Raw genomic sequence first — 13,549 nt, forward strand, 5'->3', positions numbered from 1 at the left:
AACTGTTTAAAGAAGCAAAAAAAAGGATAGAAGGCAATGATTAATTAATTTCTATCCTTTAAACTTATGTCTTAATCTTCTACATATTTATTTCTCACAGCCTTCATCCCAAAATAGAGCATTAACAATACTGCCGAACTCAATAAATAAAACGAACTGTTCCAGGAAATATCCCAGTCATGCAGTTTACCAAATAATGGAGGCCCAAAAGCGGCAATCAGATATCCTACCGACTGTGCCATCCCTGATATTTTAACCGCATTGATGCTGCTTTTCGTTCTCGTGGAAAAGAACAGAATGGATAAACTGAAAGACAATCCATTGGAAATCCCTATGATCACGGCATTTACGTAAATCCATTGAGACTTCAGGAAGACAAACATCATGGTACTTCCGAACATCAGAGTGCAGATAAAAAGGATCATAGCTCTCTGGTCTTTCATTTTACTGGCAATAATCGGACAACAGAACGTAACAGGAATCATCGTAATCTGGATTACAAAAAATACCCAGCCTGAACTTTCTCCCTGCATATGAAAATCAGCAAGAAATGAAGGCAGCCAGGCTACCAGACAGTAATAAAATAAAGACTGCAGTCCCATAAAAATACTGATATTCCATGCCTGAGCAGATCTGAACATATTAAAATCTGAAGTACTGAGCGCCGTTTTGGGCTGATCAGGATTTCTTTTATTGAATATGAATTCCAATGATAAAACCATAAAACCCAATGCCGCAATCACCAGCCATATTCCCAGGGAACCTTTCCATCCGAATCCTGTCCATTCTCCGATTTTCACGCTAAACCCTGAAGCCAGAGCTGCTGTAAGATTCATCGATACAGCAAAAATGCCTGTCATGAGACCAATCTGTTTCGGGAAATTATTTTTAACATATCCGGGAGTAACTACATTTCCAATGCATATTCCCAAGCCAATGAATAGAGAACCTAAAAATAAAAGCCAAAGAGATCCGCTTATTCTTAAAAATAAACCAAAGCTTAAAATAATCAGAGAATACATCAGCAGTTTACTGATTCCGAACTTATTGGAAAATCTGCTCACCAGCACAGAACAGGCAGCAAACATAAACAGTGGAATAGAAGTCAGTAAACTCACCTGAAAATTATCCAGATGCAAGGCATCTCTTACTTCTCCCAACACAGGCGCAACTGCAACAATTGGGGAGCGGAGATTGCTGGAAATCAGTACAACAACCAGAATATTAATAATCAATAAAACATACGAAGCATTCTTTTTTACTTCATTCTTCATCATAATAAAAAACTTTTGTACAAAATTAGCACAGTAATTTTGTTTAATTTTGCCAAAATTTTAACCTAAAACGACATGAATGCCAATGATACTATAAAAATAGATGACCTGAAAAAACCTTATTTTGTATGGTTCGAAGAAAACTGGGTTCATGATGATGTTCTTCATCACCATCAGAAAGGCCAGCTCGTGTATGTGGAGAGTGGGTTTCAGTATATTACTATTGAAGAAAAAATCTATCTCCTTCCTCAAAATCATGCCATATGGATCCCGCCTAATGCAGTCCATAAAACCAATTCCCATTCTGAGAAGATCAGGCTGATGATCATGTTTGCAGATATTGATACAGACAATCCTTTTTATGATGAAGTCAACGTATTTTCCGTTCCATCTGTTTTAAAGGAAATGATAAAATATGCAGAAAAATGGTCTAAGCTGATGACTACAGATCATCATGAAATCTTTTTTCTTAAAGCGCTGTTCAATGAACTGCCTCAGTTTGTAGAACATTCACTAACCCTCCACATCAGCCTTCCAAAAGACAAGCGCCTCACAAAAGTTTTAGAGCATCTGCACAATCATTACCGAAATGAAATCAAAATGACAGATCTCAGCGATACAGCTCTATTATCTCTCCGTACGCTGGAACGCATCTTCAAAAAAGAAACAGGACTTACCTTAAGCAAATATCAGCAAATGCTTCGTATCATCAAGAGTCTGGAATACTTGAGTTCGGGTAATCTGACGATTTCAGAAACAGCCTATGAAGTAGGCTATAAGAGTGTTCAGGCTTATACCAGAAGCTTTCAATCTGTAATGCAGTTCAGGCCGACTGATTTTATTAAAACCATTCAATAGGCTTAGAAACGCACACAAAGGCAGTCTGAATTTATTAAAAAAGAGAGTTATTAACATCACAAGACTTCATCCATTCCTTTATATAAAAGCAATTGACGATAATAAAAAATAAGATATTTCACATTTCATCCATTTTTCCACTTCAACAGCCAATATTCAATTATGAGATAATTGAAAACAAAAAGGTCTCCACGAGTGGAGACCTTAAAAAAACACAAATGATGAAAAAAAATTATTTCGATTCACAAATATAAACAAAAAACATATTATGCAAAACATTATAAGCTTATTTTTTTTAAAAATTATTTATTTTAAGTAAAAATAATTATTTGCTAAATGTCTTTCATTTTCTTTAGGATTCTGAAATTAACAGTATAAAAACATATCTTATTAAACTTATTTCGCTAACTGAAGAATTGTATGCCTGTTTTTTCCCAAAAATGAATAAATTCTCAAAAGTGAATTATTAGCCAACCGAGACCTGATTACACAAAATATTCAAACAAACGTTTAACTCTTTTGTGACCCTGCTCATAAAATTTTGGAGGATTTTTGTATTAATTTGCTAAAAACCCTATCATATGAGTCCAAAAATATTAAAAAGTGTTCCTGCACAAAAGTTTGGCGGTTTCCATGATACGGAAAGCAGAAAAGTATTTAAACAGGACTTGATTCCGCATAAGTTTACCATATTAAAAGAAAGGTTTTTCTCAGTGAACCAATGGGAAAGCTATAGCGGTAAGGCATTTGCCGCATTTAGATTATATGATTTTGATGGCAATCCTGTAGACCGTGAACCTCAAAAAGGAGATTTTATACGGATTGACATTCCGGGCCCGGGAGAGCCTGAGGCCAGAGGATACGACTGGGTAGAAGTGACAGATATATGCTTTTATCAGGACAGCTTTTCTGAAAGCATATCAATGACCTGCAGGCCATCCAGAAATCCCCAAAATAAAAAAAACCGTCATGTTGCTCATTTTTACAGTTCAGAAGCCACTTCTACCTTTATGATATCGAGAAGTCCTGATTATTTAAAAGCAGCAGTATATGGACGAAATGAAAGACCTAATTTTAATGCCAAATTCTTTGACATAATAAGAAATCTATTCATTGCTGTTCCCGGGATTTTTGGAGTTGCCAAAATACAATGGAAGCAGCTTACCGATAGCTTTTTAGATTTCGATTAAAACAACTGTACCTTTTTTGATCTAGATCAAAGTTTTGTGTTAACTGTTCGGGGACCTTTGCACCCGAATATTTTAAACAAAATTTATGAGTACAACATTAGAAAAAGGACAGACTATTAATTTCTATCAGGCAACCACTCCGATTATTATTTCGGTATTCGGAGTTTACCTGACAATAGGAATTGCTTTGGGCGTACTTCCCAGGTTTGTTCAGAGTAATTTAGGTCTTGACAGTATCATTGTGGGACTTGTTATTGGCCTGCAGTCTCTGTCAACACTTTTAACCCGAGCTTATTCCGGCAAAATTACGGATACAAAAGGAGCAAAGACAAGTAAAATGTCCGGTGTGATATTGGCTGTGATTGCGGGAGCAGCTTATATACTGGCTGTATTATTTCAGGCTCATCCACTGCTGGCACTTTCTTTTCTTTTAATAGCACGGATTATACATGGTGTGGGTGAGAGCTTTCTGGTTACCGGAGCATTGACATGGGGAATAGGCCTTGTAGGGCATACCAATTCCGGAAAAGTAATGACCTGGAACGGTATTGCCATGTATGCCGGAATAGCAATCGGAGCTCCAGTCAGCATCTGGCTAAGCAAAGAATACAGCATTATGCCTGCTTTTGCTCTTATTGCTTTACTTCCCATCGTAAGCTGGCTTTCTACGGCAAAACTTCCTTCTCTTCCTACAGATAAAGATCACGTCCGAACCCCTTTCTACAAAGTAATCGGTGCCATATCCGGACAGGGATTAAGCCTTGCGTTTTCATCAATGGCCTTTGGATGTATTGCTTCTTTTATTGCTTTATTTTTCTTACAAAAAAACTGGGGTGATGCTTCGCTTGCCTTTATCATCTTCGGGGCCTGTTATGTCTTTACCAGGATTCTCTTTGCTTCTTTTCCTGATAAATACGGAGGCTTTACGATTGCTTTCATCTCACTGACCATTGAAGTGGTGGGACAGATGCTGATCTGGGCATCTGCATCCAAAACATTAGCCATTATCGGATGTGGATTGACGGGGGTCGGATTTTCACTGATTTTTCCAGCCTTGGGAGTGCTCGCGATTCAAAAAGTAAAACCTCAGATGAGAGGTACAGCATTGGGAGCCTATGTAGCATTTGTGGATCTTTCATTAGGACTGGCGGGTCCCATTGCAGGATTAATCGCAGGCTGGTTTGATTATCAGACCGTTTATCTGTTCGGAGGCATCAGCGGTGTCGTGTCTATGATTATTTTACTGTTTAATAAAAAATAAATATGAAAAATTCTATGATAGTTCAAGAAGAAAAAACGAAAAAGATTCGTTCTGCATTTGCCGTTAAAAACAAACAATATCTTACTCCGCACCTTATCCGTGTGATATTTGACATCAACGATATCCAGGCTGGATTGCTGAGCAATGTCCGTGCCGGCTCTAATAATAAAATCTTTATTCCCACTGAAGAGGGAAGTGCTCCTTTTATCAGAACCTATACCAACAGAAAGATTGATCTGGAAAATCGAGAATTGACTATAGATTTTGTAGCGCATGGTGATAACGGTCCGGCTTCTGCCTGGGCACTGAAAGCCAGTCCTGGTGATGTATTGGAAATAGGAATGAAAGAAAGTACAAGACCCTTAATTCCAAATGCTGATTTTTATCTGCTGGCAGGGGATGCAACCGCATTACCTGTTATCTGTGCTATCGCAGAACAGTTTCCATCAGACGTAACGGCAAAAATAGTACTGGAAGTTGCAGGCAGAGAAGATGAACTTATTCTGTGCTCTGCAGCAGATATTTCGGTGGAATGGCTTCATAACCCTCACCCGGAAGAGGGAAGTCAGCTTGCAGAAGCAGTGAAATCTGTTCAGTTTCCACCTGGAGTCTTAAAAGAATATGTTTATATCGCAGCGGAATATACCACGGTACGTGAACTTCGCACCTATTTTAAAATAAATCTGAAATGGGATGCCCATGCAATGAATATCTGCTCATACTGGAGGGCAGGACAATCGGAAGGAAAATCTTCTGAAAGTACTTAGGAAGCGGGAATAGCAGTAATTTTTTAACTTATTTATTGCTACATTTGCGGTGACTGATTTAAATAAATGGAAGACGTATTAGTTTCATATATTAAAAGCAAAATATCAATAACGGATGAAGAATTGAAAATTATTCTTTCTTACTTCAAACCTGTTAAATTAAAAAAGAACGAGCTTCTCGTTACCAATGTTCATTCTCCCAAGAAAACATTCTTTGTTGTAAAAGGCTGTTTGCGGATATTTTATATCAATAAGGATGGGCAGGATTCTACAAGGTATTTTGCTTTTGAAAATCAGTTTGCTACTGCCCTTCATACCTTTATTACTTCAGAACCTTCTGATGAGCTTCTTCAGGCTGTAGAAGATTCGGAAGTATATTATATTACCCATCAGGATTTTTATCATTTATTGGACATCATCCCTCAATGGGAAAAATTTTACAGAATTTATATTGAAATTGCCTGTATTGCCAATACAAAAAGACTGATGTCTTTTATGGTGCAGGATGCTCTTGAAAAATACAAACAGCTACTGGAAGAAAATCCAATTATTGTACGCCGGCTTTCTAATAAAATGGTAGCTTCCTATCTTAATATTTCACAGGAAACTTTAAGCAGACTGAAATCTAAACTTTGATAATTCTTTTTAACTCAGGTTAGTTTTTCCGGATCCGGATCAGGTTTTTCCTTCAACAGCTTCCCTCTTATTACTCTTGCACCTGAATCAATATTTTTTTCTTTAAAATTGAATATTTAAAAATAAATTTCCGTTCCAATAATTTCTGATTTTTCTAATCGTTTTCTAATGCTATATTAAAATTTTCTAATGTTAATGGGAGTTCATACGAAATCATTTAATTTTGATAAACATTGCTGACCTTATTAATATGCTGAATATTTTACTTATTGAAGACGAATTTGGAGTATCGAGTTTTATCAAGAAAGGACTTGAAGAAAATCATTATCATGTTACATTAGCTTACGAAGGAAGAATGGGACTTCGGCTGGCTTTTGAGCAGGATTTTGATATTATTCTGCTCGATGTAATTCTGCCGCAAATGAATGGTTTTGAAGTGTGTATGGAAATTAAAAAATTTAAACCTGAAATTCCTGTACTGATGCTCAGTGCTTTATCAACCATTAAAGACAAATTAACAGGTTTTGAGCAAGGGGCGGATGATTATTTGACTAAACCTTTTCATTTTGGGGAACTTCTGGCCCGGATCAATGCATTAGGTAGAAGAAGTCAGAGCAGTATTCCTTCATCAATTTATACCGCTGAAGACCTTTCCATGGATTCTTATAAAAAAATAGTACGAAGGGCAGGGAAAGAGATTTTTTTAACTCTGAAAGAATATACGCTTCTGGAGTATCTTCTGATCAACAAGAACAAGGTAATCAGCAGGGTTAAAATTGCAGAAGCAGTTTGGGGAATCGGATTCAACAGAGGAACCAATCTTATTGACGTGTACATCAATTATTTACGAACGAAGATAGACAAAGGATTTTCCAAACCATTAATCCATACGGTGATCGGGATGGGTTATATTCTTAAAGATGAATAATTATGAAATTGAAAAGCAGATTATCCCTGGTCTTTACAGTTCTTTTTGCTGTATTACTGATCTTTGTATTAACTTCTATTTATCTGATTGTAAAGAGAGACTGGAGAAATAATTTCTTAAAACAACTGGAAGACCGGGCCTATACAGTAGGGCATAATTATCTTGCACAGGATAACTTTACCAAACTCGAATTTGACCAGGTCCTGAAAAAACTTCCCCGTACTTTACCGAAAGAAACAATCAGAATTTACAATCTTAATTTCCAGCCCGTATTTATTAAAGACTCTTCCACGACATGGAACCGAAAAACACTTCAGAAAGTTGTAAAAAATAAAATCATCTATTATCAGCAAGGCGATATTTATGTGGTAGGAATTTATTATGTAGATAATTCAGGAGATTATATTGTGATGGCTGAAGCTCAGAATAAGCTCGGTGAAAAATCTCTTAAAGAACTTAGGGAAACAATGATCTATTGCTTTTTGATTGCTATTCTGATAACGGTATTATTAGGGCATTGGTTTTCGGGGGTAAGCCTTCGCCCTATTGACAGAATTAATAAATACATGAATAAAATCCAGGCAAAAAGTCTGAATACTAGAATCCCTGTAAAACGCAAAAGAGATGAAATCGGAATTCTTACCCAAAGTATCAACAACCTGCTGGAAAGACTTCAGGAATCATTTGATTCTCAACAGGCTTTTGTTTCCCATGCTTCTCATGAATTAAAAACACCCATTACTTCTTTGATTGGAAATACGGAAATTGCCTTGGGAAAAACAAGAACACCGGAGGATTATCAGGATATTTTAAAAGGGGTGCTCAGGGATTCTCTTCATATGAACAACATCATTAGCGACCTTCTGACGTTTGATCAGCTGGACCATCGGAACTATCCTTTGGAAGCTGTTTCTCTGGAAACTTTTATCTGGACGGTTACGGATTACAGCAGTAAAACAATTCCTGATCTGAAATTCAACATTAATATCCAAAATCCGGAATGTTTTCAGGAAACCTATATTAATGCTAATAGCAATTTACTGGAACTCGCTCTGACCAATATCATTTCTAATGCTCATAAGTTCTCAGGAAAAGAAATTTTAATTCTGATTTCTATCGAAGACACTTTTGTCCAATTTTCTATAACAGACTATGGAATCGGGATCAATGCTGAAGAACTGGACAAAATTACGATGCCTTTTTACCGATCTGCCAACGCCTATGGAATCAAAGGTTTTGGGCTAGGCCTTTCTCTTTGTGCAAAAATTATAAAACTGCACCAGGGGAATTTAAAATTTCTATCTAAAATCAATGAAGGAACCACAGTAACGGTTGAAATTCCGGTTATTTAAATGGGGCAGGGAAGCTGGAAATTACTTTCTCCAGGCAACTGAATATCTTTTATTTTAATATGCTAAAATAGAGTAAGCCTTTTATTAATCTTCATAAATTTAACTGACAAATAGTAACTCTCAGCTTCTTTCCTCTTTTTAAACGTATTAAAAAAAACTAACAGCTTTCTAATCCCGTCTTAATATGGTTTTAAAAACCTCTTAACATCTGTGCTCTACTTTTGTCCTGTTATAAAATACAGTAAAAAAATAATAGAGTTAATCATATGTTAGAAAAGAAACAACTTATTGGTACTGCAGCCCTTTTTCTCGGGATGACATTTACCATACAGGCACAGGAACTGAATCAGAATATTGTGATAAGGGATCAGAAAACTTTGCAGCCACTTGTGAATGTAAGCGTAAGGGACGAAGCCAGCGGAGCAATACTGAATACCGATGAAAATGGAAATTTAAATATTACATCTTCCGAAAAATCCGGAAAATATATCATCACCTCCGATGGATACTTTTCTCAGAATATTACCCTGATTGCCGGGCAATTCCCTTCTTTTATCGAATTGATTCCTAAGGTCGGTAATCTGGAAGAAGTAGTATTAACCGGTTATACCAAACAGTCTAAAGTAAAGACCACAGGAGCGGTATCTACAGTAAAGAAGGACGTCATCAGTAAAACACCTGTAGCTTCCCTTGATCAGGCTTTACAGGGACAGGTTCCCGGATTGCATGTTGCTTCTCCTTCCGGACAGCCGGGGGCAATAGGGCGGGTAACCATTCGGGGAATAGGTTCCATACAGGATGATAAAACCAACCCGCTGTATATACTGGACGGAGTACCTGTCAGTCCGGAAACATTTTCTGCCTTGAACCCATTGGATTTTGAAGATATTGTAGTGCTTAAAGATGCTGCATCCACGGCACAATACGGTTCCCGTGGAGCCAACGGTGTCATTCTTCTGACCTCTAAAAAAGGAAGTAGTAATGAAAAAGGAAAACTGGGTTTTTTCTATCAGAATCAGTTCGGTATTTCGTCCGTTAATAACAGGAAATGGGATATGATGAACAGCTCTCAAAGGCTTGAATTTGAAGAAATGTTACAGGATCCTAATTATCCGGGATGGCAATATTCCCGGAAGAACCCATACAAGATAGTCAACGGTCAGCAGTTAGCCAAAACAGAAGATGATTATGTATATGGTGATCAACAATTGGCGGCACTGAGATCTACGAATACCAACTGGAAAAAACTTTTGCTAAGAAATGCCATTACCAATTCTCATTATCTGGGAATGGGTGGCGGAAATTCCAAAACCAATCATTACTCATCATTATCTTACTATAAACAGGAGGGCGTATTGCCTAATTCAGGATTGGAACGTTTTAATTTCAGTACCGGAATTAATCATAAATCAGGACGTTTCAGCAGCTCTTTGAATTTAAACCTTATCAACAGTCAGTCCCGTATGTCCGAATCTGATTTTGATGTCAGTGAAACCAATCCTATAGCATCATTATACTTTGCACTGCCTTATGAAAAACCTTATGATGCAAAAGGAAACCTTCAGCCGGGGGTCAATCGGTTTGGTTCTAATGCTTTGGCAATGTACCAGGATGTAAGCCGTAAAGAAAACACCCTCACCGGTTTTCTATCCTCCAATCTGGCATATGAACTGACTAAAGAGCTTAAAATAACAAGTACTTTAGGCGTAAATGATCAACAGGTAAAGCATACGCATATCATCAAACCGGATACCTATTTCGGACAGCTGGTTGATCCGGGAGGCCAAGGACTGTATGAGAGGGTAAATACGCAAAGAACTTCATATATAGCCAACCTGGGAATTAATTACAAGAAAAAGTGGGGAATCCATGAAATGGAGGCAATTGCTCTGGCAGAGTTTAACAAGTACAGAAAAACCTTTGACGGATTTACAGGATATGGACTTATAGACGGTTTGCATAATACACCTGGAGGAATAACCCCGGGAACTCCTGAAAATAATTTCATTCCCAAAATAACGGGTGGTGCTACTGAAAATACACTCTTGTCTCAGCTGGGTATGTTGAGATATTCCTACGGAAACAGGTTTACTCTTTCTGCCAGTTTCAGAAGAGACGGATCATCCCGGGTTCCGGAAAATAACAGATATCAGCACTTTTATGCTTTTGGAGGAAGCTGGAATCTTAAAGAAGAGAATTTTCTGAAAAAATGGGAAGCCTTAAGTTTCGCCAGACTGCGTGCCAGCTATGGATTAACGGGAAACGCAGGAGGGTTTGCCAGTGATTTCGGATACAGGATGCTTTACAAACCGGGACAATATAATGGTTCAACAGCATTTATTCCCAGAAGTCCCGGAAATCCGAATTATAACTGGGAAAAGAATAAAATAGCCGATGTAGGTATCGAATTTGGAATGTGGAACAGCCGATTGACGGCAGGAATAGATGTATACAACCGCGTGACCAGTGATTTGTTTATCAACAGAAAGCTGTCTATGACTTCAGGGTTTGATTCTATTGCAGATAATTTGGGAGAAATAAGAAACAGAGGGGTAGAAGTCTATTTATCCGGAGATATTATTAAAACTGAAGATTTTACATGGAATCTCGGCTTTAATTTTTCATATAACCAAAACCGTATTCTTAGCTTAGGCAGCGAAACGGAAATTGTTACGGATGATTATTCTATCCATAAAGTAGGATCTGCATTGGGCCACTTCTATATGGTGAGATGGGCAGGTGTAGATCCGGCAACCGGAGCTCCTATGTATTATGATAAAGAAGGAAACATCACCAAAGACTATGATCCTGCTAACGCAGTCATGGTAAAAGGATCATTCGATCCACCTGTAAAAGGAGGTGTAACAACTTCATTTACCTATAAAAACATCAGGGTAAGTGCTTTATTTACCTTTATCAAAGGGATGTATCGTCTTAATACTGCGGAATTGTACAGAACATCAGCAGATTCGAACTATAGAATTTATAATCAATCCGCCAGTATGCTGAATATGTGGCAGAAACCGGGAGATATTTCTGATAATCCGGGAGCACAGTATCCAAGGTATATGACGGACAGAGAGCTACAGTCTGCAGATTATGTCAAACTTCGAAATATCAGCATCAATTACCGGTTAAAGGATATCGGAGGGCTCAATAAGTTGATTAAAGAGATAAATATTTTTGCACAGGGGCAGAATCTACTGACATGGACCAAGTGGAAAGGCCAGGATCCTGAAGACGATAACAACTGGTACCAATATGAATATCCTTTACCAAGAACGTTTACCGTTGGTTTTAATGTTACATTTTAAAATATAAATTATGAATAAAAATATAGTAAGAATCATTTCCGGAATTTGCCTTTGTATAAGCATCAGCAGCTGTAATAATCTGTTGGAACTGGACCCATCGGATACCTTGTCAGAAGAAAAGATATTTTCATCAGTTGCCCAGTTCGAAAAGGGAGTATTGGGGTGCTACAGTACATACCATCCGGAATATAACCTGCTGATAGGGTCAGCCATGGCTGATGAATGCAGACTGGACAGCCAGAATAACGGCGTAAACGGTTTTGGTAATTTTTTGCAGAGATGGGTATACAGTTCGGAAGATAACATTCTTTACAAAACATGGAAAGACCATTATACCACCATTTACAGCATTAATCTCTTGTTGGGAAATGCTGTAAAAGTTCCCGTTCATAACGAAGAACAGAGAGAAAAAATGCGCTCCCTGATCGCAGAACTGCATGGATTGAGAGCTTTATTACATTTTGATCTTCATAGGAACTTCGGAGCTTCAGATGCTGATCCAAACGGATTTACTGTTCCCTATATTATGAATACCGATATCAATAAAAAGCCTGCCAGAATATCTCTTACAGACTTTTATCAGAATATCTGGAATGATCTGAACGCCGCCCGGGATATCCAACATCAGGTGAATTTCAGATTGCAGAACAATGCAGTAATAGCTCTTGAGGCCCGTGTTGCTTTGTATCAGAAAGATTATGCTCTGGCAGCAGAAAAAGCGACAGTGCTTATTCAGCTCTATCCGTTAGAAAATGCAGAGCATTATGAGAGAATATGGAAAGACAGCAACAATACTGAGGTTATTTTTCAGCTGAAACGAACCAATGATAATGATCTTCGCCCGAATACACTCTGGCAGAATTACTCTACGGGAAGAATGTATTTCAGACCTTCATATCAATTGATGTCTATGTTTGATGAAAAGGATGTAAGGCTACAGAATTTCGGAGAAGAAGAAGGATATGATATCATCAACAAATATCCTGGAAATGACTATAGTGACAGAATTAATGATGTGAAGATATTCAGAGTCAGTGAAATGTACCTGATCCGGGCAGAAGCTAGTTTCTTCATGGGAAAAAAGCAGGAAACCCTTCACGATATCAATACCCTCCGAATGAAAAGAAATGAAGCTGCACAACCAATTAATACCGTTTCATTAGCTGAAATCATGAAAGAGCGTTATATGGAGTTGTCTTATGAGGGACATCGCTATTATGACCTTAAAAGGCTGCAATGGAGTATTACCAGAAATGCAGAAGATCTCTTTTCTCCTACTGATAAGGATACATTACAGCCTTCGGATAAAGCCTATATTTTACCGGTTCCGTTAAAAGAAACAATGGCTAATCCCAATTTATAAATCAAAATCGTTTCTTCTTCAATATATTTTAATCGAGGTATGTCTCACTATTGAGACATACCTTTTTACTACCTCTATCAGGTATCAGACTAAATTATGCTAGGTTCAGCAAAAAAGTTATGGTAATATAACTCTGTTGTTAGCTCTTTAAAACCCTTTATTTAAAGGAAAATTAATCTTCAATTACTTTTTCAGGAAAGATTTAAACCTTATATTTGCACTGATGCTAAAATGGTTCTCCATATTATGTTCGATGATGTATGTGCTGGCTACCACCAATGCGGGGGAAGTACTGAAAGTACCGATGTTTGTGGAACATTTCATGGAATACCACGGAAGCTTTTCAGAATTTGTGATGGAACATTACGATAATCACAAACAGGATTCTGACTGGGACACCGATCAGAAGCTGCCGTTTATCAATCCACCTATTGTACTTACTGTACATGCCCAGCTTCCGGAACTGACATTCGAAATAAAAAAACCTAAAGAAATTACGGTTTCAAAGAAAACCAGTATTTACAAGGAAAAAGATTTTTCCCATCAATACCTTTCTCAGATTTTTCAGCCTCCGCGGCTTTCTTAATTAATTTTATACTGAAATTG

General features: G+C 37.5%; 11 protein-coding genes. 10 read left to right on the forward strand and 1 reads right to left on the reverse strand.

Translation table 11 applies throughout. The features are described 5' to 3' along the window. Positions 1-71: 71 nt before the first annotated feature. Entirely contained in the window at positions 72-1,277 is a 1,206-nt protein-coding gene (locus AC3FI7_RS04165) for a CynX/NimT family MFS transporter (protein WP_491461487.1), read from the reverse strand. Positions 1,278-1,349: 72 nt separating this feature from the next. On the opposite strand from AC3FI7_RS04165, the gene AC3FI7_RS04170 reads away from it, so the two are divergent. From AC3FI7_RS04170 to AC3FI7_RS04215, 10 genes are all read left to right on the forward strand, one after another. Further along, positions 1,350-2,132 (forward strand): helix-turn-helix domain-containing protein, encoded by a 783-nt coding sequence (locus AC3FI7_RS04170; protein ID WP_142725705.1) that lies wholly within the window; start codon positions 1,350-1,352, stop codon positions 2,130-2,132. A 581-nt stretch (positions 2,133-2,713) separates the two neighbouring features. Next, positions 2,714-3,322, forward strand: coding sequence for a hypothetical protein (locus AC3FI7_RS04175; RefSeq protein ID WP_343658466.1), 609 nt, complete (start codon positions 2,714-2,716; stop codon positions 3,320-3,322). Positions 3,323-3,407: 85 nt separating this feature from the next. Beyond that, a complete protein-coding gene (locus AC3FI7_RS04180; protein ID WP_491461488.1) occupies positions 3,408-4,583 on the forward strand; it encodes an MFS transporter in 1,176 nt (391 codons plus the stop codon). Between the two features lie 14 nt (positions 4,584-4,597). Further along, positions 4,598-5,350, forward strand: a complete 753-nt coding sequence (locus AC3FI7_RS04185) for a siderophore-interacting protein (protein WP_491461489.1) — start codon at positions 4,598-4,600, stop codon at positions 5,348-5,350. Between the two features lie 66 nt (positions 5,351-5,416). Continuing rightward, positions 5,417-5,986 (forward strand): Crp/Fnr family transcriptional regulator, encoded by a 570-nt coding sequence (locus AC3FI7_RS04190; protein WP_142725701.1) that lies wholly within the window; start codon positions 5,417-5,419, stop codon positions 5,984-5,986. Positions 5,987-6,239: 253 nt separating this feature from the next. Then, entirely contained in the window at positions 6,240-6,914 is a 675-nt protein-coding gene (locus tag AC3FI7_RS04195; protein WP_291898662.1) for a response regulator transcription factor, read from the forward strand. 2 nt (positions 6,915-6,916) lie between these two features. Further along, the gene (locus tag AC3FI7_RS04200; protein WP_491461490.1) at positions 6,917-8,266 is read left to right on the forward strand and encodes a HAMP domain-containing sensor histidine kinase; all 1,350 of its coding nucleotides are present in this window, start codon (positions 6,917-6,919) and stop codon (positions 8,264-8,266) included. A 266-nt stretch (positions 8,267-8,532) separates the two neighbouring features. After that, positions 8,533-11,580 (forward strand): SusC/RagA family TonB-linked outer membrane protein, encoded by a 3,048-nt coding sequence (locus AC3FI7_RS04205; RefSeq protein WP_491461491.1) that lies wholly within the window; start codon positions 8,533-8,535, stop codon positions 11,578-11,580. Positions 11,581-11,590: 10 nt separating this feature from the next. Next, the gene (locus tag AC3FI7_RS04210) at positions 11,591-12,943 is read left to right on the forward strand and encodes a RagB/SusD family nutrient uptake outer membrane protein (protein ID WP_491461492.1); all 1,353 of its coding nucleotides are present in this window, start codon (positions 11,591-11,593) and stop codon (positions 12,941-12,943) included. A 223-nt stretch (positions 12,944-13,166) separates the two neighbouring features. Then, positions 13,167-13,529 (forward strand): hypothetical protein, encoded by a 363-nt coding sequence (locus AC3FI7_RS04215; protein ID WP_142725698.1) that lies wholly within the window; start codon positions 13,167-13,169, stop codon positions 13,527-13,529. Positions 13,530-13,549: the final 20 nt, after the last annotated feature.

Source organism: Chryseobacterium sp. TQ-BC-N36, from assembly GCF_058382295.1.

What these genes read in the sequence shown, in the direction of transcription:
- AC3FI7_RS04165 (WP_491461487.1), bottom strand. Translation starts at nt 1,277, where the DNA reads ATGATGAAGAATGAAGTAAAAAAGAATGCTTCGTATGTTTTATTGATT.
- AC3FI7_RS04170 (WP_142725705.1), top strand. Translation starts at nt 1,350, where the DNA reads ATGAATGCCAATGATACTATAAAAATAGATGACCTGAAAAAACCTTAT.
- AC3FI7_RS04175 (WP_343658466.1), top strand. Translation starts at nt 2,714, where the DNA reads ATGAGTCCAAAAATATTAAAAAGTGTTCCTGCACAAAAGTTTGGCGGT.
- AC3FI7_RS04180 (WP_491461488.1), top strand. Translation starts at nt 3,408, where the DNA reads ATGAGTACAACATTAGAAAAAGGACAGACTATTAATTTCTATCAGGCA.
- AC3FI7_RS04185 (WP_491461489.1), top strand. Translation starts at nt 4,598, where the DNA reads ATGATAGTTCAAGAAGAAAAAACGAAAAAGATTCGTTCTGCATTTGCC.
- AC3FI7_RS04190 (WP_142725701.1), top strand. Translation starts at nt 5,417, where the DNA reads ATGGAAGACGTATTAGTTTCATATATTAAAAGCAAAATATCAATAACG.
- AC3FI7_RS04200 (WP_491461490.1), top strand. Translation starts at nt 6,917, where the DNA reads ATGAAATTGAAAAGCAGATTATCCCTGGTCTTTACAGTTCTTTTTGCT.
- AC3FI7_RS04205 (WP_491461491.1), top strand. Translation starts at nt 8,533, where the DNA reads ATGTTAGAAAAGAAACAACTTATTGGTACTGCAGCCCTTTTTCTCGGG.
- AC3FI7_RS04210 (WP_491461492.1), top strand. Translation starts at nt 11,591, where the DNA reads ATGAATAAAAATATAGTAAGAATCATTTCCGGAATTTGCCTTTGTATA.
- AC3FI7_RS04215 (WP_142725698.1), top strand. Translation starts at nt 13,167, where the DNA reads ATGCTAAAATGGTTCTCCATATTATGTTCGATGATGTATGTGCTGGCT.